Annotated in this window: 19 protein-coding genes; 7 read left to right on the top strand and 12 right to left on the bottom strand. The window is 71.3% G+C overall.

Annotated features, from left to right (window positions below; genetic code table 11):
• Positions 1-3 precede the first annotated feature (3 nt).
• Entirely contained in the window at positions 4-765 is a 762-nt protein-coding gene (locus AB0H84_RS38270) for a class I SAM-dependent methyltransferase (RefSeq protein WP_357615807.1), read from the top strand.
• Between the two features lie 250 nt (positions 766-1,015).
• Positions 1,016-2,671 (top strand): FAD-dependent oxidoreductase, encoded by a 1,656-nt coding sequence (locus AB0H84_RS38265; RefSeq protein ID WP_357615805.1) that lies wholly within the window; start codon positions 1,016-1,018, stop codon positions 2,669-2,671.
• A gap of 66 nt (positions 2,672-2,737) precedes the next feature.
• Here AB0H84_RS38265 and AB0H84_RS38260 read toward each other — a convergent pair whose 3' ends face one another.
• From AB0H84_RS38260 to AB0H84_RS38240, 5 genes are all read right to left on the bottom strand, one after another.
• Positions 2,738-3,490 (bottom strand): SDR family NAD(P)-dependent oxidoreductase, encoded by a 753-nt coding sequence (locus AB0H84_RS38260; protein WP_357615802.1) that lies wholly within the window; start codon positions 3,488-3,490, stop codon positions 2,738-2,740.
• Positions 3,491-3,788: 298 nt separating this feature from the next.
• Complete coding sequence (locus AB0H84_RS38255) at positions 3,789-4,475, bottom strand: helix-turn-helix domain-containing protein (RefSeq protein WP_357615799.1); 687 nt, start codon at positions 4,473-4,475, stop codon at positions 3,789-3,791.
• A complete protein-coding gene (locus tag AB0H84_RS38250; RefSeq protein ID WP_357615851.1) occupies positions 4,472-5,737 on the bottom strand; it encodes a cytochrome P450 in 1,266 nt (421 codons plus the stop codon). Before AB0H84_RS38250 ends, AB0H84_RS38255 begins: the two co-directional genes overlap by 4 nt.
• A 30-nt stretch (positions 5,738-5,767) precedes the next feature.
• Entirely contained in the window at positions 5,768-6,532 is a 765-nt protein-coding gene (locus tag AB0H84_RS38245) for an alpha/beta hydrolase (RefSeq protein WP_357615796.1), read from the bottom strand.
• Positions 6,478-6,996: an ATP-binding protein gene (locus AB0H84_RS38240; RefSeq protein ID WP_357615793.1), complete on the bottom strand. Its 519-nt coding sequence runs from the start codon at positions 6,994-6,996 to the stop codon at positions 6,478-6,480. Before AB0H84_RS38240 ends, AB0H84_RS38245 begins: the two co-directional genes overlap by 55 nt.
• Positions 6,997-7,330: 334 nt before the next feature.
• Here AB0H84_RS38240 and AB0H84_RS38235 point away from each other — a divergent pair, with 334 nt between their 5' ends.
• Positions 7,331-7,693, top strand: coding sequence for a nuclear transport factor 2 family protein (locus AB0H84_RS38235; protein WP_357615790.1), 363 nt, complete (start codon positions 7,331-7,333; stop codon positions 7,691-7,693).
• 41 nt (positions 7,694-7,734) lie between these two features.
• On the opposite strand, the gene AB0H84_RS38230 is transcribed toward AB0H84_RS38235, so the two are convergent.
• On the bottom strand, positions 7,735-9,057 hold the full coding sequence (locus AB0H84_RS38230; RefSeq protein WP_357615787.1) for an aminoglycoside phosphotransferase family protein: 1,323 nt from the start codon (positions 9,055-9,057) through the stop codon (positions 7,735-7,737).
• A gap of 329 nt (positions 9,058-9,386) precedes the next feature.
• On the opposite strand from AB0H84_RS38230, the gene AB0H84_RS38225 reads away from it, so the two are divergent.
• Positions 9,387-10,463 (top strand): protein kinase family protein, encoded by a 1,077-nt coding sequence (locus AB0H84_RS38225; protein ID WP_357615784.1) that lies wholly within the window; start codon positions 9,387-9,389, stop codon positions 10,461-10,463.
• Between the two features lie 160 nt (positions 10,464-10,623).
• Positions 10,624-12,027: an MFS transporter gene (locus AB0H84_RS38220; protein ID WP_357615781.1), complete on the top strand. Its 1,404-nt coding sequence runs from the start codon at positions 10,624-10,626 to the stop codon at positions 12,025-12,027.
• Between the two features lie 73 nt (positions 12,028-12,100).
• On the opposite strand, the gene AB0H84_RS38215 is transcribed toward AB0H84_RS38220, so the two are convergent.
• Positions 12,101-13,039: a hypothetical protein gene (locus AB0H84_RS38215; RefSeq protein WP_357615778.1), complete on the bottom strand. Its 939-nt coding sequence runs from the start codon at positions 13,037-13,039 to the stop codon at positions 12,101-12,103.
• Between the two features lie 179 nt (positions 13,040-13,218).
• Between AB0H84_RS38215 and AB0H84_RS38210 the strand changes: the two genes are divergently transcribed.
• Positions 13,219-13,746 carry a hypothetical protein gene (locus AB0H84_RS38210; RefSeq protein ID WP_357615775.1) on the top strand — a complete coding sequence of 176 codons (528 nt, stop codon included), beginning with the start codon at positions 13,219-13,221 and terminating at the stop codon, positions 13,744-13,746.
• A gap of 109 nt (positions 13,747-13,855) precedes the next feature.
• On the opposite strand, the gene AB0H84_RS38205 is transcribed toward AB0H84_RS38210, so the two are convergent.
• Positions 13,856-14,200, bottom strand: a complete 345-nt coding sequence (locus AB0H84_RS38205; protein WP_357615772.1) for a hypothetical protein — start codon at positions 14,198-14,200, stop codon at positions 13,856-13,858.
• A 317-nt stretch (positions 14,201-14,517) separates the two neighbouring features.
• On the opposite strand from AB0H84_RS38205, the gene AB0H84_RS38200 reads away from it, so the two are divergent.
• On the top strand, positions 14,518-14,811 hold the full coding sequence (locus tag AB0H84_RS38200; RefSeq protein WP_357615770.1) for a DUF1330 domain-containing protein: 294 nt from the start codon (positions 14,518-14,520) through the stop codon (positions 14,809-14,811).
• Between the two features lie 154 nt (positions 14,812-14,965).
• On the opposite strand, the gene AB0H84_RS38195 is transcribed toward AB0H84_RS38200, so the two are convergent.
• The 4 genes from AB0H84_RS38195 to AB0H84_RS38180 all read right to left on the bottom strand — a co-directional run bounded on the left by AB0H84_RS38195 (position 14,966) and on the right by AB0H84_RS38180 (position 20,857).
• Entirely contained in the window at positions 14,966-15,337 is a 372-nt protein-coding gene (locus AB0H84_RS38195) for a transposase family protein (RefSeq protein ID WP_357615768.1), read from the bottom strand.
• Complete coding sequence (locus AB0H84_RS38190; RefSeq protein WP_357615765.1) at positions 15,238-16,092, bottom strand: amidohydrolase family protein; 855 nt, start codon at positions 16,090-16,092, stop codon at positions 15,238-15,240. The genes AB0H84_RS38195 and AB0H84_RS38190 overlap by 100 nt, the downstream gene beginning before the upstream one ends.
• A 323-nt stretch (positions 16,093-16,415) precedes the next feature.
• On the bottom strand, positions 16,416-18,506 hold the full coding sequence (locus tag AB0H84_RS38185; protein WP_357615762.1) for an AAA family ATPase: 2,091 nt from the start codon (positions 18,504-18,506) through the stop codon (positions 16,416-16,418).
• 2 nt (positions 18,507-18,508) lie between these two features.
• On the bottom strand, positions 18,509-20,857 hold the full coding sequence (locus AB0H84_RS38180; RefSeq protein ID WP_357615759.1) for a LuxR C-terminal-related transcriptional regulator: 2,349 nt from the start codon (positions 20,855-20,857) through the stop codon (positions 18,509-18,511).
• Between the last annotated feature and the right edge of the window lie 134 nt (positions 20,858-20,991).

Genomic DNA, 20,991 nt, shown 5'->3' with positions numbered 1-20,991 from the left:
GAAGTGTCGCTCACCATCTCATCCACCACCGACCCGTACGCGGTGGCGGCGGCGTACTGGGACCGCCTGCACATCGGGCCGGGCTCGGCGGCGCTCGTCTCCTTCTTCGCCGGCCTGGCCCCGCCCGGCGGGCACGCGCTCGAGATCGGCCCGGGAACCGGCCGGGTGACCCTGGCGGTGGCCGGGCGCGTGGCGAGCCTGCACTGCCTCGAGCCCTCCCCCGCGATGCGCGCGGTGCTCATGACCAAGCTGGCCGCGGAGCCGGACCTGCGGGATCGGGTGACCGTGCTCGGCGACGCCGCGCCGGACTTCCGCTTCGACCGGCGCTTCGACTACATCTACCTGGCCGCCGTGTACGAGGACGTGCCGCCGGAGGCGCGCCGGCCGCTCCTCGCCGGCGTGGCCGGGTGCCTGGCGCCGGGTGGTGTGCTGGCCATGGACATGGTGACCGACGAGGTCGTCCCCGACCATCCCGAGCGCGAGGTCCGCAGCGCGCGCCAGGGAGAGTGCCGCTACACCCTGTCGTCGGCCGTCCGGCCGCTCGGCCCCGACCTGGCCGGAGTGCGGCGCGTGTACCGCACCTACCACCGCGACAGGCTGGTGGCCACCGAGACCATGGAATGCGACTACCACCTCCATCGGCCCGCCGACGTCCTCGCCGACCTGCGTGCGGCCGGCCTGACCGCCGTGGGCGGCTCGGCCGTCACCGACGCGGTGACCCCGCTCGACGACAAGGGAACGCTGATAGCCCGGCACGACAGCTGACCGCTCCGAGCTCGAGGCTTCCTGAACGGCCCACGGTGCCAGGTGCCGTTCCGGCCTCGAAACCCGTCCATCGGACCTCGATGGGCGCAGCGGCGAGTCGAGGAGGTGCGCCATGCGGTACTGGTACTGACCGATATCGACCGTGGCCTGATCCTGGGGCCTGATCCTGGGGCCTGATCCTGGGGCCTGATCCTGCGGGATCAGGCCACGGCCTGGCAGCCACACACCGGCACGAACGGGGGGTCAACTGATGCTCCAGTCCCACGAGACCGAGGTGCTGGTCGTCGGGGGCGGCCTCACCGGGCTGTCCTGCGCGCTGTTCCTCGCCCATCACGGCGTACGGTGCACGCTCGTGGAGCGCCACCCCGACCTGCTCAGCCACCCCAGGCAGCGCAGCCTGGTCCCACGCCTCATGGAGATCTACCGGCAGGTCGGACTGGAACCCCGGATCCACCAGAACCGGGTGGATTTCGCGACTTCCACCGAATACACGACCATCCGCGCGGAAACGCTGGCCAGTGCTCGGTACCTCCCCGTGGATCAGCAGGATGACGCCGCTCGGACCGCCGCCTTCAGCCCCTGCACCGGCACACCCATCGATCAGAACCGGGTGGAGGCTCTGCTGCGGACACGGGCGCGCGAGCTCGGCGTACGGATCCGGTTCGGCACCGAGTTGCTCGGCCTTGCCCGGCATGAGGGCGGGGTGGAGGCACGGCTACGCGATCTCGACGGCACCGCGCACCGGCTCGTGGCCCGGTACGCCGTCGCGGCCGACGGCGGGCGCAGCCCGGTCCGGCATGCGCTCGGCATACCGATGGAAGGGCCGGTCGACTTCTTCCGGCTGCTGACGCTGATGGTCGACGCCGACCTCCGGCCCGCGCTGGCCGGCCGTACCGTCCACATGGCCTTCCTCGACCGGCCCCGGCCGAGGACGTACCTGATGGCGCTGGACCGGACGGGTCGGCGCTGGGTCTTCGGCACCACGGACGGTCCCGGCGACGCCGCGCCGGACGAGGACGAATGCGTCGAACTGGTGCGTGCCGCGGCCGGCCTGCCGACGGTGCCGGTGGTGCTCCGGCCGCAGATACCCGGCACCGACAGGACCGTCCTGCGGTTCGAGGTCGGCGCGGCCGTGGCGGCCACGTACCGGAAGGGGCCGGTGTTCCTGATCGGCGACGCGGCGCATCTCATGCCGCCGACCGGCGGGTTCGGCGGTGTGGTGGGCGTGGAGGACGCGCACAACCTGGCCTGGAAGCTGGCCGCCGTCGTGCGGGGTCACGCCGGGGAGGGGCTGCTCGACACGTACGAGGACGAGCGCCGCCCGGTCGCGGCGTTCGCCCTGCGCCAGGCGCTCACGCGGTACCGGTCCCGCCTGGCTGCCGGGGCAGGCCCGGCAGAGCTTCCCATGGCCGACGAGGAGCCGGTGGACCGCTCGACCGTGATGATGGGACACCGGTACCGGTCGACCGCGGTGGCAGGCGGCGCGAGCGATGCGACCGGGGTGGCAAGCGGCGCGAGCGATGCGACCGCGCCGGCGGAGGTCTCCGGCCTGTGCGGAGACCCCGGCACCAGGGCCCCGCATCTCCCGCTCGCCGGCCCCGGCGGGCGGTCCACGATCGACCTGTACGGCGGGCGCTTCGTCCTGCTCGCCGGCCCCGACGGCCAGGACTGGGTGACGGCGGCGGGCAAGCTGCCGTTACCGGTGACCGCCCGGCGGTTCGGGAACGACCTTGCCGCGGCCGGCACGTCCGCGGCCGACGCGGCAGCCCGGCACGGCATCGGAGCAGGCGGTGCGGTGCTGGTGCGCCCGGACGGCTTCGTGGCCTGGCGGAGCACGGGACCGGCCACGGACCCCGCCGCGGAACTGCTCGCCGCGTTCACCGCCATCCTGTCCGCGACGGGGTGAGCCCACGGACCGGCGGAGGCACGCTGTCGCGGCGGGGAGAGCCCGCGGACAGGAGGGGCCGGGCTGTCACGGCATCCACTTGCCGCCTGCGACGTCGATCGTGAGCCCGGTGAGCCACGACGACGCCTCGGAGGAGAGGAAGGCCGTCACGTTCGCCACGTCGAGCGGCGTGCCGAGCCGCCCGAGCGGGTGCTCGGCCAGCAGCCGCTCCTTGAACTCCCACGGCATCCGCTCCTCCAGCCGCTCCGTCATGATCGTCGACGGGGCGACCGCGTTGACCCGGATGCCGGTGGGGCCGAGCTCGTAGGCCAGTTGCCGGGTCAGCGCGATGACTCCGGCCTTGGCCGCCGTGTACGCCACCGACGCGGCAGTCGGCGTACGGGCCGCCAGCGACGACATCGTGATGATCGATCCGCTCCGCCGCTCTCTCATGCGGGGCAGGAAGCTCCCGATGGTGAGGAAGGCCGAGGTGAGGTTGGCGTTCACGGTGGCGTGCCACTCCTCCACGCTCATCTGGTCGATGGGCCGGGGCATCCCGGTCCCGCCTCCCGCGAAGGCCGCCAGCACGTCCACGGGCCCGAGCCGCCGCTCGACCTCCTCACGCATCGCCTCGACGGCGGCGTAGTCGGTGGTGTCGGCGGCCACGCCGATCGCCGCGCCGCCGATCTCCTTCACGGCCGCCTCGACGGCCGCCGGGTCGCGCCCGTTGACCACGACCCGCATCCCCTGCTCGGCCAGCACCCGAGCGGTCTCCCGCCCGATCCCGGCGGAGCCGCCGGTCACCAGCGCCACCTTGCCCTGCAGGTCTGGGTACATCATGACTTCCACTCCCTCTGCGCTTCGCGGCCGTCCCTTGGGAGTACAGGTTGCCCTGTGCGGGTGACTCGGGGAATCAGGCGCGAGGGGCGTTTCCGGCTGCGCCCGCGGGCGTGCGCCCGGGTCGCCGCCCTACTCCTCAGGTCGTACGCGGGGGCATGCGCTGAGGCGGCACTGAGCACGTAATCGTCACAGAACCGGTGTGACGTCGGTGTGAACGAAATCGTCCAGGAGCCGGGAAGCGGCCGGATCTCATCCTCGGTTGCCATGCCTCCCGGAGCCGTGTCCCGGCCGGTTGACGCTAGAGGAGCCGTGCGATCTCGGTTGCGGCGCCGAGGACGAGCGGGGCGATCTCGTTCTCGTCCCTCACCCCGATGGTCACCACGCCGACGCTGGCACCGGCCGGGCGCCCCGCCGTGGTGATCGGGGCGGCGACACCCCATGCCCCGGGCTGCAGTTCGCCCCCGGTGACCGCGTATCCGGTGGCGCGAGCCTGGGTGATCGCCGGGCGCTCCCCGGGGACGGGCGGGCGGCCGGCCAGGATGGCGATCCCTGAGGCGCCGCGGTTCGCGGGATGCCGCGTGCCGGCGCGATAGCCGACGTGGATCTGCGAGACGCGCGGCTCGGCCACGGTGAGCACGACCGCCTGGCTCTCGTCGATGTCGAGCACCGTGATGAAGGCGGTGGCGTTGCAGGCGTCGGCCAGCACCTGGAGCGCGGCGGAGGCGGCGCTGCGGAGCCGGTGCTGCACGGCGGCGTTGAGCTCGACGATGCCGAGGCCGAGGGTGTAGCGGGTGCCGATCCGGACGGCCAGCCGGTGGTTGCCGAGTGCGGCCAGATGGCGGGAGACGGCGTTGCGATGGATCCCGGCCCGCTGGGCGAGCTCGGTGATGGTCAACCCGTCCGGATGCTCCTTGAGGATCTCCAGGAGCCGCAGGCCGGTGTCGATCGTCTTGGAGCCCGCCGTGCTCTGCTGATCAGCGGTCATTCGACGCCCAGGGGAGGCACGGGGGTGTAGCGCAGCGGCAGGTGCTTGACGCCGCCGATGAAGTTCGACACCAGCCGGACGGGTGGTCCGGCGAGTTGCACGTCCGGCAGCCGCCAGAGCAGTTCCCGGTAGAGCACGCGGAGTTGCAGCCGGGCGAAACGGGCGCCGAGGCACACGTGCGGGCCGTCCCCGAACGAGACGTGGTCATTGGGGTCGCGGGCGATGTCGAAACGCGTCGGGTCGGGGAAGCGGCGCTCGTCGAAGTTGGCGGCACCGTGGAAGACGACGACCTTGTCGCCTGCGGCGATGCGCCGCCCGGCCAGGAGCGTGTCGTGTACGGCGGTACGGCGGAAGCTGAGCACGGGGGGATGCCAGCGCAGCATCTCCTCGATGGCCGAGCCGAGGAGTTCGGGCCGGTCGAGCAGGCGACGATGCTGGTCGGGATGGTCCAGCAGGGCGAGCATCCCGCCGGGCAGGGCCGAACGCACGGTGTCGTTGCCCGCGATGACCAGGAGGAAGAAGAACATCGACAGTTCGGGATCGGTGAGACGCTGCCCGTCCACCTCGGCCGTGGCGAGCGCGGTCATGATGTCGTCCGCCGGGTTGCGGCGTTTGTAGGCGGCGAGCGAGTGAGCGTACTCGAACATGTCGGCGAGCATGGCTGGGGATCGCGGGTTGACCGGCCTGCCGTCCGGGCCGCGGACGACGGTGGCGTGGTCGGGGTCCTGGTAGCCGATCACGCGGTTGGTCCACTCCAGGATCTGGCCGCGATCGGCGGGCGGTATGCCGAGGAGATCCGCGAGGTTGTGGATCGGGTAGTCGTCGGTCACGTCCGCCGGCAGGTCGCACTCGCCTCGCTCGGCGATCCCGTCGACGAGCAGCCGGGCCCGTGCCGCGACCCCGGCGGTGAAGCGCTCGATGCGCCTGGCGGTGAACACGCCGGAGACGATCCGCCGGAGCCGGCCGTGCTCCGGCGGATCGAGGTTGAGCATCATCCGCCGGATGAACGACAGGTCGGCGGGGTCGGGGTCGCGGATCTGGGTGGCGCCGAGCCAGGAGCTGAACTCGGCCGGCGTGCGCAGCACGCGTACGACGTCCGCGTGGCGGGTCACCGCCCAGAACCCGGGCCCCGCGGGCCAGTCACCGACCTCGTGCTCCTCCTGCCAGCGCACCGGGTCGTGGTCGCGCAGCCAGCGGTACATCTCGTGCGGGATGCCCTGCGCGTAGATGCGCGGGTCGAACACGTTGGCCGTCGTACTCATGTCGATCACGGGCAACCCTTCAAGTGACCGTCAGGCGGCCAGGAAACGTTCGACGGCGGAGACCAGGGCCAACGGCGTCTCGTCCATCGCGTAGTGGCCGGCGTCCGCGAACGTCAGCAGTTCGGCGTTCGGGTACCACTGCAGCCAGGTGCCCCGCATGACGTCGGCGGAGAGCGCGGGGTCGTGCTCGCCGGCGATGACGAGCACCGGCGTGGTGCTGCCGGCCACCTCGGTGTGGAAGTCGGTGCGGGCCCAGGCGTCCAGGTAGGCCCGGTAGGCGGTCACCGTGGAGTTGCGCAGCGAGTTGTCGACCATCTCATCGAGCCACGGGCCGGGAAGCCGGTTGCCGGTGGTGAGATCGATGATCGCGCGGCGGCCGGCGGGCTCGTCGGCGGAGCCGGAGAACAGTGCCCAGCCCTGGTCGTCGAACGGCACGCCGGAGGCCGGCACCGGGGAGATGCCGACGAGCTTGCGGACCCGGCCGGGCGCGTCCAGCAGCACGCGCTGCATCGCCGTCCCGCCCATCGAGTGACCGACCAGCGAGAAGGTCTCCCACCCCAGCTTGTCGGCGAGCGCGATCACATCGGCGGCGATCTCAGCGAGGGTGTACTCACCGGTGACGTCGCGTGCCTCGCCGTACCCCCGGTAGTCGGGGAAGGCGTAGGTGAAGGCCTCGCCGTTCAGGTAGGGCTGGATCTTCCTGAAGGCGCCGCGGTCCCCGAACCAGCCGTGCAGCGCGATTACGCGATGCGGCCCGGAGCCGACGACGTCATGGGGAAGGGCGACGGAGGACATGGCGGAGTCTCCTTAGCGTTCGTGGCGTCGGTGCCGTCGAGGCATTCCAGGCTGAACCAAACGTACTTGCCGTTCTCGTGCGGGACAGCGCCCCACTGGTCCGCCTGCGCGTCGACCAGGAACAACCCGCGCCCGCTCTCGGCGAGGAAGTCGGGCGCCCGCCGCGTGGGAAGGGCCGGATCGTGGTCGCAGACCGCCAGCCAGATCGTGGCGCCCCCTACTCGCACGTTGATCCTGATGTCGGAGGATCCGCAGGCGGGCGGGACCGCGTGCTGGACCGCGTTCGTGACCAGTTCGCTGGTCAGCTCGACGATCGTCGCCTCATGATCCGGGGAGAGAGACAGATCCCAGGAGGCGAGCATCGCCGACACCCAGCGGCGCGCGACGGACGAGGCGATCGGCGAGCGGGGCAGATCGCACCAGCGGGAGAGCAGCCGGCTCTCAAGGCCGGTGGCGACGTTCACGGCGCGCCCGCCGCGATCGGCGGTAACACGCCGCTCTCCATGGGGCGCCTGGAAACGGCTGCGGCGCGTCCGAACTCGGGTTTCAGGCGATGAATCGCGAACACGGCGTGGACTTCTCCCAGATGCCCAAATATTGGGCGCGATGGTCAAAAAATGGGCGTGCAGCGAGGAAAGCATCCGGCCGGAACAGAGCTGTTGTCAACGCGAATGGCAGAAAATGTGGATCTTCCGTGGCGATGGCGCTCCCGTGGTTCCCCGCGCCGAAGGGGTTGCATCTTGCGCGTCACCACGTAACGTCCCGAGCAGTGACCTTCGCGCGGGAGGAGAGATCCGCATGTCCGACGATGAGGCGCGGCGCGTCTTCCAGGTGGTCGACTCGTTCGAGCCCGACAGGTTCGTGGAGCTGCTGGCGGAGGACGCCAGGATGGTGTTCGGCAATGCCGAGCCCCTGGTGGGACGCGACGCCATCGCCGAGGGGCTGCGGACGTTCTTCGCCACCATCGCCGGCCTGGCGCACAGGCTCGTCAGAACGTGGCAGGTCGACGCCGACACCATTGCCGAGACCGAGGTGACATACCGGCGGCTCGACGGCAAGGACGTCAGCGTCGTGGCCGTGTCGATCTGGCGCACCCGCGACGACGGCCTGATCTCGGACTACCGCATCTTCGTCGACCTGGCGCCCGTCTATGCGATGTAGAGCCACGTCTGCCGCCGCGACCAGGCGAGGGCCGCCAAGCCCTATTTTCGCCAGCCGTTGACGGTCAGGTCCGGGTCGGTGGCCGCGTTCAGCAGCCGCCGCCCCCAACCGTAGATCATCGGCAGCCAGTTGAAGTCGTGATCCGGTCCGACGAGGTCGGCCAGCTCGATCAGCTTCATCAGCTCCACCACCGCGGCGAGCGGCTTGGCCACGCGCCATGCGCTCCGCATCCGCCCCGGAGAGACGGTGTCGGCCCACGCGGCGAAGCAGGTGTCGAGGTAGCCCGCGGCGTCCGGCTCGGACGCGTCGAGCAGCCAGGAGGCCAGATCGAACAGCGGGTTCGTGACGGTGGCGAAGCTCCAGTCGTGCAACAGGATCTCGCCGTCGCGCACGACCACGTTGCCCGGGTGGAAATCGCGGTGGACGACCGTCGCCGGGATGGCCGCCCCGTCCAGGCGTTCGACGCACTCGACCAGATACGGCGCCAGCGCCTGCAGCCGGTCGGCCTCCTCGTCGGTCAGCGCCCGGTCCAGGTTCTTCGGCAGCTTGGGCGCCCGCCAGATGTCCTCGCGGGCCAGGGTCGACCGCACGCCGTCGGCCAGCGAGGCCGAGGTGAGCGGGACGCACCCCGCGGCGATCAACTCGTCCCCGCGATCGATGGTCTCCTTCTGCACCGTGACCAGCTGCGCCAGGCATGCGCGACGCCGCTCTTCGGGCACCGCCCAGCCGTCCACACCGCCGAAGTCCTCGGCGAGCCACCAGCGGTCACCGGGTGACATCGCGGTGATGGTGGCGAACGGCGCGACGCGCAGTGACGCCAGATACCGAGTGATCTCCGGTTCGCGCGCCAGCCTCGGCAGGACCGCCTTCAGGTACAGGTCACCCCGGTCAGTCGGCGTGCGGAGCACGGCGGACATGCTCCAGTGCTTGATCTGGCGGCTCGAACCGAGCCGCACGCGGCCGGCAGCCTTGATCTCCCCGTCGATGTAGGACTCGGCCCGCTCGAACCAGCCGGGCCTGAACCAGTCGGAGGCGGGCGGCCGGGATCGCGCCGCCCTGCCGTCGAGTACCGGGCTCTGCCCCCTCACCGCATCATGACCGTGCCACGCCAGCCCGTCGGCGCAGACCGGCCGCGCCCCGCCCGCCGCCAGCAGCACCACTGTCGTGAAGTCCAACGGCTCCAGGATCACCGTGGTCAGCCCGAACTCGTGACGAACGCGATCGGTCAGCTCGCTGTCCATCGGCGGCCACCTGCCGTCGAACCGCATCCGCGGCAGCGCCGGATCGCCGCCGGCCATGTCGCAGAGCACGGCACCGTCCCGGTCGACTATGGCCAGCACGGCTTCCACGGACTCGGACGACATGACCAACCCTCCAAGGGATCGCCGGACTTCGCGGGACAGGCGTCGTTCAAGCCTTGCGCATCCGACGAATACTGCCATCTGCCGTACGCGTCGTGGTCTCCGCTGCGCGGTTCCGAGGGGCGCAAAGCCCCCATATCGCCGTCGATCTTCATTAGGGTGCGGTCAGGAGGGCGCTCAGGCCTGTCGGCCCACACGGATCTTGGACGCCCTTTGCCCGCTCCGGAGGCCAATCCGCAGAGCCGCGTGTGTCGTTGCGCTCGGCAGGACTGCGTGGCCCTTGCAGAATTGAGGTCGGCACCCAGGTGGAAGCCGCAGTGAAGTGTCCTGACATGTCGCGCGGTGCGCGTCTGACCGCCCATAGTGCCGTCTCCACGTCCCTGGCCTTGTGCAGTGATCGAGCCCTGCGCGAGCTCGTGGACACGGCCGTGCCGCTCGGATCCGGCATCGGCGGGAAGTCGTCCCTGCTGGAGGTCGCCGGAACCCCGGTCTTCGTGAAGCGCGTACCTCTGACCGATCTGGAGAGGCAACCCGAGCACGTCCGGTCCACGGCGAATCTGTGTGATCTGCCCGATTTCTGCCACTACGGCGTCGGCATCATCGGCACACCCGGCTTCGGGATCTGGAGGGAACTCGCCGTACACACCATGACGACGAACTGGGTGCTTTCGGCGGAGCACGAGGGCTTCCCCCTGATGTATCACTGGCGGGTGCTGCCGGACTCGACGCCCCTGCCCGAAGAACTGGCCGACGTCGAACGAGCCGTTGCTTACTGGGGCGGCGGACCGCAGGTGCGCCGCCGGATCGAGGCTCGCCGGCAGTCCTCGGCGAGCGTCGCGCTGTTCCTGGAGTACATCCCGCAGAACCTGCACCAGTGGTTGGGCGTGCAGGTCGAGGCGGGAGACCAAGCAGCCAACCGAGCGTGCGCCATGGTGGAGCGGGAACTGGCGGCCGGCATCTCTTTCATGAACAGCCGCGGGCTCCTGCACTTCGACGCGCACTTCGAGAACATCCTGACCGACGGCCGACATCTCTACTTCGCGGACTACGGCCTCTCCATCTCCTCCCGGTTCGAGCTGTCCCCGGACGAGGCCGGCTTCTTCGACCGTCACCAGACCTACGACCGCTGCTATTCCGCCGCGTATCGGGTGAACTGGCTGGTCACCGCTCTGTACGGACTCCGGAGGGAGGACCGGGAGGGCCGCTACAAGCGGGTGCGTGCCTACGCGGAGGGCGAGCGCCCCACAGGGATCCCGGAGGAGGCCGCGGCGATCATCGCCCGGCACGCGCCGATCGCCGCAGTGATGTCCGACTTCTACCGCGCGTTCCAGCGCCAGAGCAGGCAGGCCCCCTACCCGCTGGAGGCGATCCGTCAGCTGGACGGACTGCACGGCTCCTCCTTGTGCTGACGGACGCGAGGAGGGCCGGGGCGGCAGCGGCTCGGTGATGAGCCGCCGTCCGTAGGGGATCCGCAGGGGATCGTAACGCCGCAGTTCCAGGGTGAGGTCAACCGTCCGGCGTCCGCCGGTGTTCTCTCACTGCTGCCTCGCTCACCTCCCCTGGAGTCCCGTGATCGCCCTGCCTGTCGTGCTCGTCGCCGTCTACATGACCACGCTCGACTTCTTCGTCGCCAACCTGGCCGTGCCGTCGATCCGGGCCGATCTGGGCGCGGGCGACGCCGCCGTGCAGTTCGTGATCGCCGGGTACGGTCTCGCGTACGCCGCGAGCCTCATCGTCGCCGGCCGGCTCGGTGACCTGTACGGGCACCGGCGCGTGTTCGCGGCCGGGCTGGCGCTGTTCACCGTGGCGTCGGCGGCGTGCGGATTCGCTCCCGACGCGGGGTCGCTGGTGGCGGCCAGGGTCGTCCAGGGTGTCGCGGCCGCGCTCCTCGCTCCGCAGGTGCTCGCGCTGCTCGGCGTCATGTACGAGGGCGCCGCCCTGGCCAGGGCCTTCACCTGGTACGGCGGCGCCGTCGGCCTGGCGGGCGTGAGCGGCCAGGCGCTCGGCGGCCTGATGGTGGCGGCCGACCCCGCGGGCCTGGGCTGGCGGGCCTGCTTCCTGGTCAACGTGCCGATCGGCGCGGTGGCGCTGTCGCTGACCCGGCGACTGCTTCCCCGTACCGAGGGCTCCGCCAGGGATCTCGATCTGGCCGGGGCGGCGCTGGTCGGGGCCGGGCTGGTGGCCGTGGTGCTGCCGCTGGTGGAGGGGCGCGAGCAGGGCTGGCCGCCATGGACGTGGCTGTGCCTGGGAGGGGCGGGGCCGATCCTGGCCGCGTTCGTACGGCGGCAGCGCCGGCTGGCGGCCGCGGGGCGGGCGCCGCTGCTCGATCTGGCGGTGTTCGGGGAGCGCGGGTTCGCGGGTGGGCTGGTGGCGGTGGCGTTGCTGTTCGGCACGTCGGCGGGGCTGTCGTTCGTGCTCGCCCTGTACTTGCAGGAAGGGCTCCGGCTGGGTCCGCTGGCGGCCGGAGCCGTGTGCACCGCGTTGAACGCCGGCTTCTTCCTCGGCTCCCTGCGCGCCGGCCGGGTGCCGCCGATCGTGGCCGCGTCGGTGTTGCTGCTGGGCCTGGCGCTGCTGGGTCACCTGATGGGCGCGGCGCCGTACCAGGTGGCTCTGGCGCTGCTCGTGACGGGCGCCGGGATGGGGCTGCTGATGTCGCCGCTGATCTCCTCCGTCCTGTCAGGGGTGCGGCCGGAGCGCGCCGGCGCGGCGGCCGGGGTGCTCGGGACCGTGCAGGAGGCCGGAGGAGTGCTCGGCAGCACGGTCACGGGGACCGCGTTCTTCGACGCGCTGGACGGCGGATGGGAGGCCGCGACGCTGGCCGGGATCGCGGTGCTGGTCACGGGCGCGCTCGGCGTGCTGGCCCACTGCGTGCTGACGGCCGGCCGTACCGGCCGCGCGAGGGCAGCCGCACGGCGGCGGCGAGGTCACCGGCGAGCAGCGCAATGTCGTCAGGTCGCAGAGGGGAGGCGGTGAGGCGGCGTGGTGCGCGCGCCCGCTCGGACGCCTCCAAGGCCCGCTCTGACGCCTCCGCGCCCCCTCTGGCGCCTCAACCGCGCAGCAGCTCCTCCCGCCTGGTCAGCAGCCGCGCTCGTTCTCTGGACAGTTCGGCCTCGCGGTGCCGCAGGTGCGTCCCCACGTCCTTGACCCATCGGGCCGTCCGCTCGACCTCGGCGCGGGTGCTCTCGATGCGCTGATGCTTCATCACATCGGTGATGATGTTGTCGAAGAACGTGTCGACGAACCACCGCGTGTCCACTTCGGGCAGGCGGACACGGGCGGAGACGCCGACGTCGGCGAGTTCGCGGGAGAAGACGTCCAGGGCCCGCTGGGCGTGCCAGGCGGCCTCGTCGGCGGAGCGCAGCCGGTTGTGCTCGATGGCGTCGGCGATCAGACCGCCGCCCAAGACATCCCAGGTGGAGGCGCCCTTGGCCGAGGCGAGGTAGCCGAGCACCTGGGCCAGCGCGTGGAGTGCGGCCTGCCCGGCCTGGTACGCCTCCGTGTGTTCGCGCTGCTTCGCCGAGATGCGGTCGAGGGCGGCGCCGAGCTCCGTCAGCTCACCGGCGCGGGCATCACCGTGGGCGAGCAGCTGCCGTTCCTTCTCGGCCAGCAGCTTCTCGTACTCCTCCCGGGCCGTCGCGAGTCCCGCCAGCTCGGCCTCGATCGCCCGCGCGTCCGCCTCGATCTGGGCCAGCCGGGCCCGGTGGCCGTCGAGCCGCTGCCTGGCGGCGGCGGCCTCGGCACGCTCGCGGTCCAGCAGCTCCTCACGCTGGCCCACCAGGCGGGCCAGGAAAGCGGTCAGCCCGCCTTCCAGACGGGTGACGTCGGCCTCCTCCTTGGACAGGTCCTTCTCCAGGCCGGCCAGGGTGTGGCGGGCCTGCTGGATCTGCTCTGCGGTGGCCGCGTGCCGGCGCCGCAGGTGGTCGGCCCGATGCGTTCGGGCGGCCGCCGCGTGCAGCCGCTCGTCGAGATCTGAAGAGCTCGTCACACTTCGGATGACGAACGGACCATCCCAGACGTTCCAGCCAAACGGCTTAGCGATTTCGAAAAATCCTGCCCACGACGAACCTTTGATCCTGATCAAGGGTCGAACCTGGCATGACTACAAGGGGGCAAGAAAGCAGCAGGAATCGCACCCGCACCCAGCGAGTGCGGCGTTCGGCGACAGTGGGCGCGCTCGCCGCAAGCGTCGCACTGACCGGCCTCGCGACCGCGAACCCGGCCACCGCCAGTTCACCCGCCAGTTCACCCGCCTCGAACACGGCCGTCGCTCACCGGAGCGAGACCCTGGGGCCGTTCGGCTATGGCGGTGTGCGGCTGGGGATGAGCGCCAAGGAGGCCAGGGCAACGGGGAGGATCGTCCGGAAGCAGGGTGCCAGCCTCTGCTCGGGCTGGGACCTGAAAGCGCATCCGACAGGCCGCGACTTCGTGGGCCTCTACATCTCCAAGAAGCTCGGCGTGGCCCTGATCAGTGCGCCGAAGGGCGTGGGAACCCCTGAGGGTATCGGGATCGGCTCCACCAGGAAGCAACTGCGCAAGGCGTACCCGAAGCTGCAGACAACCGCCAGCGGGAGCAAGGACCACCTCTACGTCCAGGTCCCTGGCAATCCCAAGGCGGATTACCGCTTCCTGCTCGACCACAACAAGATCTATGAGGTCAGCCTGGAACTCAAGAATCAGGACTGCACCAATTAGGCCCGAAGCCCAGAACAGGGGTGAGCCATGAGATCGGCAACTGCGGCCGGAATGCCTCGGTGCGGCCTCGAGCCGCACTCCCGGTAAAGCAATTCATTCAGTGGCCCGGCTACCGGGACGCCCGCGACGAAAAATGGCGCCGTTGATGTGAAGCGGTGGTTGTTGAGCGCGGAGAGAATGTCAGTGGCTGCGCGGGGCCGCCCTGGGCGGGCGCGGTGGGGAGGGCGGGCGCGGCGGGGTCGGTCAGGCCCAGCAGGCTGGTGCTGGCCCGCCGTCGCAGCTGGTCGTCGCGGGTGCGCGCCGAGGTCTGTGCCGGGTGCGCGGTGCACAGGCGCCGGCCATCCAGGTAGACCCCGACGAAGCGGGCGTCGTGCGGGTCCGGACGCGGATCGCCGACCCCCTGCTCCTGGCCGGCAGCGCCGTCGTGGTCGGCGGCGAGCGCCATGAGCTTCAACTACGTCGTCCGCAGCGTCTGGTACTTCCGTGGCATTCGTCACATATGTCCCACCGGGATGATGTGCCATCATGAGTATCGTCACTTCGACGATAAGGGGTGTGCCGTGACCGCGCAGCGCCATCGGCGGCCTGATCCTCGCCGCGGGCACCGGCCCCGGCCACCTCTTCCCCGACGACAGCGCCTGCACCACCGCGGCGCTGGTCGGCATCGGCGCCATGGCGATCACGACGCTGACAAGCCTCGCTCTCGCCCGCCGACGCTCGTCCGAGACCAACCCGTAAGTCAGATGCACTCATCCCAACACTGGAGGTTCCATGCCCAAGGGCTACTGGGTCAGCGTCTACCGCACCATTTCAGACCCTGAGAAGCTGGCTGCCTACAACGAGCTGGCCCGTCCGGCCGTCCAAGCCGGGGGCGGTCGGACCTTCGTCCGTGGCGGTCGGGTCGTGGCGCATGACGCCGGACTCGCCGAGCGCGTCGTCCTGATCGAGTTCGACAGCTTCGAGCAGGCCGTCGCGGCGCACGAGAGTGCGGCCTACCAGGAGGCGCTGGTCGTCCTCTCCGACGGCGTCGAGCGCGACTTCCGCATCGTCGAAGGCATCGACTGACCGAGGTCCAGCCGGATCTTCACTGAAGATCCACCATCTTGGTTTTCGCTGGTGTGGCGGGGTTCATGGGTGCTCGTGCTGGTCGTGGGCGGCTGTCCTCGGCTGGTGGCGTGGGCGGGGCTCCTGCGGAGTTTGGTGAGGATGCGCCAGGTCTTCAGGTGCGCGAAGCCGTGCTCGACGGGGCGCGGCCGGCGGCTCTCAGGTGCTCGACGATGTGGTCGTGGCGGGCGGCGGTGATGTCGTGGGTGCGCCCGGGCCTCGCGGCGGAAATCCAGATCAGGCGTCCGCGTCCGTCGGTGAGCGCGAGGAAGTGCAGGCCGTGGCGATTGTGCTTCCTCGAATAGTTCTTGCGGTTGTCCTTGCCGGTGCGGCGGCGGGTGGGGAGGACGGCAGCATGATCTGGCTCGGCCCGCAGTAGCCGCGGACCTACCGCACGACGTTCCGCGTCTCTTGACGCAGCCGGTAGGCGCGGCGGGCCGTACCGGCGAAGACCTCGGCCCGCTCGCCCTCCGACAGCCCCGCGCACAGCTCGTCCGCGGCCTGCGCCACCTGCTCGTACCCGGCCGCGAGCAGGCAGACCGGCCAGTCGGAGCCGAACATCACCCGCTCGGGCCCGAACGCCTCCAGCACGGTCTCGGCGTACGGCCGCAGGTCGGCCACCTGCCAGGACGCCCAGTCGGCCTCGGTGACCATGCCGGAGAGCTTGCAGTAGACGTTCGGGTACGCGGCCAGCTCCCGGATCCGGCTCCGCCACGGCTCCAGCTCGCCGGAGGCGATCGGCGGCTTGGACAGGTGGTCGAGCACGAACGTCAGCTCGGGCAGCGCGCCCACGGTGTCGATGGCGGCGGGCAGCTGGTGCGCCAGCGTGAGCAGGTCGTACGTGAGCCCGGCGGCGGACACCGCGGCGAGCCCGCGCCGCACGTCGGGCCGGGTCAGCCAGTCGGGGTCCGGCTCGGACTGCACGCCGTGGCGGACGCCCACCAGCCCGTCCGGCAGCCCGGCCAGGGTGTCGGCGGCGTCGGGCGCGGTGAGGTCGATCCAGCCGACCACGCCCGCGACCAGCTCGGACCCGGCGGCCAGGGCCAGGAACTCCCGGGTCTCCGCCAGGTCGTGCAGCACCTGCACCAGCACGGTCGCGGTGACCCCTGCCGCCGCCGCGGGCCCGGCGAGGTCGTCAAGGGTGAACGTGCGGCGGACAGGGGCCATCGGCTCGCCGTCGAGCCAGCCGTGCGGGCGGGCGGCGAGGTCCCAGACGTGGTGGTGGGCGTCAATGCGGGTCATAGGTCAATCCAACTCACGGCCGAGCTTCTCCATGATCGGCAAACTAGCAGCCCTCCCATCTTTCTGCTAGATCGAGGGGAGGTATGGCCATCAGATGACCTGGTGACGGATAGATACATCCTACGTTCACCGCGCCTGTGGCGTCCCTGTGAGCGGCTTCCATGCCGGACAGGACGAGGCGTACTCAAGACCGGTTGACGCCTTTTACACCTACGGCGTGCACAGGCCGGACGTGACGGTCCGGCCCCCGCACTCCCCCTGGAGCGCACCGTGAACGACCTCACGCGCCCCTGCCGCGTGATCGTCAACGGCCGTCGCGCTCGTCATGGCTCCTCCAGCGCGTAGGCGACCGCCCGGGCGAGCCCGAGCCGCGTGCCGTCCCGGAAGGCCGCCGTGTACGCCCGGGCCCCCAGCGCGTGCCGAGCCCGCTCGGCGCACTCCTGGTGCGACCTCGCCTGGTACTGCAGCCGCAACGGAGAGGAGGCGACCGCCTCCCACAGCAGGTGGGCGGCGCCCTGCAGCCGGGCGGCTCGCTCGTGCCGGCCGCGCGCCCCGGCCGTCCAGGCCAGCACCTCCAGGCACTGGGGCAGGCCCCACCGGTCGTCGGCGGCGCTCCAGAAGGCGGTGACCTCCCGCATCTTGGCCTCGGTCTGCCGCCAGTCGCCCTGCTCCCAGCGGGCCATGCCGACCGCGTACAGCGCGTACGCGCGGAAGAGCGGCGCGTGGCGATCCTCGCACAGGGCCACGAGTTCCTCGCCGTACGCGGCGGCCCGGTCCGGGCTCATGGAGGCGGCGAAGAGAGCGGCGAGGTACAGGGTGACCCCTACGGCGTGGACGTCCCCTCTCGCCCAGTGGCGGGTGCGGGCGTCGTTCAGGAGCGCAAGCCCGCCCTCGGCGTCGCCCCCGCACAGCGCCGCGACGCCGGAGAGCTGGACCGCGAACGCGAGCGCCGTCTCGTCCTTCAGCCGCCACGCGAGCTCCGAGCACTCCCGCGCGTCGGCAGCCGCGGCCGGATCGCCCTGGTAGTGGCCGAGCAGCCCCTTGGCCCACAGGCCCATGGTCCTGGCGACGCTCGATCCGGGGACGAGCCCGAGGCCGCGTCCCAGCCAGTACCGGCCCTCGCTGGGAGCACCGGCGACGAGCCAGTTGGCCCACAGCGCGGAGGCGATCTCCAAGCCGGCGGGGGCGTCGCCGGGCAGGTGGAAGCAGAGGTCCAGAGCGACTCGCACGTTGGGCAGCTCCAGCTTCAGCGCCCGGACGTTGTCGATCTGGCCGGGCGCCACCCGGTCCACCCGCAGCCGCTCCGCCAGCCGGCGATAGTGAGCGATGTAGCGCTCGCGGAGCGCCTTCTCGTCCGCGGCGGGCAGCCGTTCGCGGCCATACGCGCGGATGGTCTCCAGCATGCGGTAACGGACCGCGGTGCCGTACTGCTCGGCGCTGGACAGGATGGACTTGTCCACGAGGCCGCCCATCAGATCCAGCACGTCGTCGCGGGCCAGCCCCTGCCCGGGGCAGACGGCTTCGGCGGTCTCCAGATCCACGCCTCCCGGGAACATCGCCAGCCGCTCCCACAGCAGCCGCTCGCCGGGCGAGCAGAGCCCGAAGGTCCAGTCCATGGTCGCCCGCAGCGTCTGGTGGCGGGCCACCGTGCCGGGGGCGACCTCGGCCGGCACCTCCAGGTGCTGGTCGAGCTCGTTCACGAGTCCTTCCACCGAGGTCGTACGGAGCCGTACCGCCGCCAGCTCGATGGCCAGCGGAATCCCGTCCAGGCGCCGGGTCAGCCGGGCGACCGCCCGGGCGTTGGCCGCGTCGACGAGGAAGCCCGGCCGGATCGTCGCCGCTCGCTCCGCGAAGAGCCGCACGGCGTCGCGCCGGGCGATGTCGCGGGTGCTGTCACCGGGCTGCGGGATCGACAGTGACGGCACCGGCAGCACCCGCTCGCCGTACACCCCGAGCGACTGACGGCTGGTGGCCAGGATCTGCAGCCGCGAGGTGTCGCGCAGCAGCCGCTGCGCCAGCCGGGCGCACGCGCCGAGCAGATGCTCGCAGTTGTCCAGCACCAGCAGCAGGTGTTTGTCCGCCAGATGCTCCGCCAGCAGGCCCACCAGGTCCGGTGTGGTGTCACGGATCCCCAGCGCGGCGGCCACGGCCGGGACCAGCAGGTCCTCGTCCTCGATGGCGGTCAGCTCCACCAGCCGGACCCCGTCCCGGTACCTGTGCGGCAGGATCTCGCTGACCCGTCGCGCCAGCCTGGTCTTGCCGACCCCGCCCGCACCGGTCAGGGTCAGCAGCCGGGTCTTGGCCAGGATCCGCCTGACCTGGGAGATCTCGTGCCGTCGCCCGATGAAGGCGGGCGCGTCGGTCTGCTGCCGGCCGGCCGCCGGGACGTTCCGGATCGTGTCCTGCACGGGCATGCTCACTCGCCCCCGCGAGGCCCCTCGCCGGTGAGGCGGGCCTGCTCCGCCACCCAGCCGACGACCTGGGTCCTGGAGGTGAAGCCGAGTTTGTGCAGGATGTGCTCGGCGTGGCCTTCGACGGTGCGCTGAGCGATCACCAGCGCCGCCGCGATCTCCTTGTTCCGCATCCCCCGTGCGATGAGCCGGGCGATCTCCATCTCCCGTGGGGTCAGCGGCGAGGACCGGCCCGCCTCACCGGTTCGGGCGGGGGCGGGGGCCTCCTCCATCAGGGCGTACGCGAGTGCCTCGTCAGGAGAGCGCCTGGCGCCTCGCTTGACGGCCGTCTGGAAACGCTGGTCGCCCAGGACCCGGCGCGTACGGTCCTCGCATTCGTCGTGATACCGGGTGAGGTGGCCGAACCCCAGCAGCGGCGCGCCGATCGCCTCCCACACGTTGCGCAGGATGCCCAGCAGCTCGCCGGCCCGCGCGTACTCACCTTGTGAGGCGGCGATCCAGGCCAGCACCTCGACGGTGAGCCCGACGCCGACCGAGTCGTCCAGCGCGTGGAAGACGCGCAGGCTCTCCTGCGCCAGGGCGGTCGCGCGCCGCGCGTCGCCCTGGCGCCAGAGCTCGATGCCGAGCGCCGTCGCCGTGTACGCCCGGTGCCAGCTCTCGCCGTGGGCGTCGCAGATGGCGATGCCCTCCTCGGCGGCGGCGACGGCGCGCCCGGAGTCGCCGAGGAACGAGTGCGCGAGGGCGAGCCAGGTCAGCGCCTGTACCTCGCCCGCGGGGTCCCCACTGGCGCGATGGTGGCTCACCGCCTCCTCGAGGGATCCGATGGCCGACGCGGTGTCTCCCTCATGCATGGCGACCATGCCGGAGTAGAGCGCGACGTAGCCGAGCACCGGCTCCAGCCCGAGCCGCTCGCCGAGCACCCTGCTCTGGGCCAGCAGCCCGATGGCCGAGACCCGATCGCCCTGGATGATGGCGAGCCAGCCGCAGGCCCAGAACGCCCGCGCCCGCACCTCGGACTGGCCTGCGGTGTCCGCGAGGCCCTGTTCGAGCCAGTCGCGGCCTTCACCCAGGTGGCTGCTGGTGATCCAGTGGTACAGGAGGTCGCTCGCCATGTCGATGCAGAGCCCGGCGTGGTCGGCGTGGCAGTACTCCAGCGCGGTGCGCAGGTTCGGATGCTCGACGCGCAGCCGGGTCAGCAGCTTGATCTGCGCCGGGCCGAACAGCTGCGCCTGCGCCTCGTGCGAGAGCCGCCGATAGTAGTCGCGGTACCGGCGTTTCAGCTCCTCCTCCTGCCCGGAGTCGACCAGCCGCTCGCGCCCGTACTGCCGGATCGTGTCCAGCAGCCGGTATCGCACCCCGTTCGGATGGTCCTCCCTGATCAGGACGGACTTCTCCACCAGCCCGATCACCAGGTCGACGATCTCGTCGGGGGCGATGCCGTCCCCGGCGCAGACCGCTTCGGCCGCCTCCAGGTCCAGGCTGCCGGTGAACACCGAAAGGCGGGCCCACAGCAGGCGCTCCTGCTCGGTGCAGAGCCCGTGACTCCAGTCGATCAGGGCGCGGAGCGTACGGTGGCGGGCCACGGTGGTGTGCGATCCCGCCCTGAGCAGCCGGAAGAGGTCGTCCAGCCGCTCGAGCAGCTGGTGGGCCGAGAGCGCGCGCAGCCGCACGGCGGCGAGCTCGATGCCGAGCGGCAGGCCGTCCAGGCGGCGGCAGATCCGCTCGACGACGTCCAGGTTCTCGTCCGTGACGGTGAAGCCGGGGCTGACGGCCGCGGCCCGCTCGGCGAAGAGCCGCACCGCGTCGGCCATGGGGGACGACGTGTCGTGCGGAGATCCGCGGCCCGGCAGCGGCAGCGTCGGCACCGTGAACATCTGCTCGCTGAGGATCCCCAGCGGCTGCCGGCTGGTGGCGAGGATCCGCAGCTCAGGGGCGGAGCACAGCAGCGTCTGGGCCACCGTGGCGGACTCGTCGAGCACGTGCTCGCAATTGTCCAGGACGACGAGCGTGCGCTGCTCGCGCAGGTGCTCGGTGAGCACCTGCATGGGCGGCCGGGCGGAGTGGTTCTGGATCCTCAGGTCGGCGACCATGGTCTGCGGCAGCAGTACGGGGTTGTCCAGTTCGGCGAGTTCGACCAGCCAGACCCCGTCGGGGAAGGCCCGGCGCAGGTCGGCGGCGACGCGCAGGGCCAGCCGGGTCTTGCCGACGCCGCCCGGCCCGGTCAGGGTCACCATGCGGGCGTCGGCCAGCAGGCGCTTGACTGCCGCTACTTCGTGCCGACGCCCGATGAAGCTGGTCACCTCAGCAGGCAGCCCGCCGGCGTACGTCTGTGTGCGCGATGTGGCAGTGGTCATCGATGCCTCGCATCGGCTCCCGCGAGTAGGCCACTATGAACCGACAAGAGCCGATATCACTAACATATGCCCATAGAAGCTTCTGGTATCCGGGACAATATGCCTGGTCATCCCGTGTGCAGCGGGATCGCATG

Origin of the sequence: Nonomuraea sp. NPDC050786, assembly GCF_040654115.1 — a bacterium.
Taxonomy (GTDB): Bacteria; Actinomycetota; Actinomycetes; order Streptosporangiales; family Streptosporangiaceae; genus Nonomuraea.
The sequence above is the reverse complement of the archived record's forward strand: the minus strand, read 5'-3'. Positions and strand labels throughout refer to the sequence as shown.

Excerpts from the sequence above, each read along its gene's own strand:
- AB0H84_RS38185 (WP_357615762.1), bottom strand. The coding sequence starts at position 18,506 with ATGCCCGTGCAGGACACGATCCGGAACGTCCCGGCGGCCGGCCGGCAG.
- AB0H84_RS38180 (WP_357615759.1), bottom strand. The coding sequence starts at position 20,857 with ATGACCACTGCCACATCGCGCACACAGACGTACGCCGGCGGGCTGCCT.
- AB0H84_RS38235 (WP_357615790.1), top strand. The coding sequence starts at position 7,331 with ATGTCCGACGATGAGGCGCGGCGCGTCTTCCAGGTGGTCGACTCGTTC.
- AB0H84_RS38230 (WP_357615787.1), bottom strand. The coding sequence starts at position 9,057 with ATGTCGTCCGAGTCCGTGGAAGCCGTGCTGGCCATAGTCGACCGGGAC.
- AB0H84_RS38245 (WP_357615796.1), bottom strand. The coding sequence starts at position 6,532 with ATGTCCTCCGTCGCCCTTCCCCATGACGTCGTCGGCTCCGGGCCGCAT.
- AB0H84_RS38190 (WP_357615765.1), bottom strand. The coding sequence starts at position 16,092 with ATGACCCGCATTGACGCCCACCACCACGTCTGGGACCTCGCCGCCCGC.
- AB0H84_RS38265 (WP_357615805.1), top strand. The coding sequence starts at position 1,016 with ATGCTCCAGTCCCACGAGACCGAGGTGCTGGTCGTCGGGGGCGGCCTC.
- AB0H84_RS38225 (WP_357615784.1), top strand. The coding sequence starts at position 9,387 with ATGTCGCGCGGTGCGCGTCTGACCGCCCATAGTGCCGTCTCCACGTCC.
- AB0H84_RS38250 (WP_357615851.1), bottom strand. The coding sequence starts at position 5,737 with ATGAGTACGACGGCCAACGTGTTCGACCCGCGCATCTACGCGCAGGGC.
- AB0H84_RS38200 (WP_357615770.1), top strand. The coding sequence starts at position 14,518 with ATGCCCAAGGGCTACTGGGTCAGCGTCTACCGCACCATTTCAGACCCT.
- AB0H84_RS38255 (WP_357615799.1), bottom strand. The coding sequence starts at position 4,475 with ATGACCGCTGATCAGCAGAGCACGGCGGGCTCCAAGACGATCGACACC.
- AB0H84_RS38260 (WP_357615802.1), bottom strand. The coding sequence starts at position 3,490 with ATGATGTACCCAGACCTGCAGGGCAAGGTGGCGCTGGTGACCGGCGGC.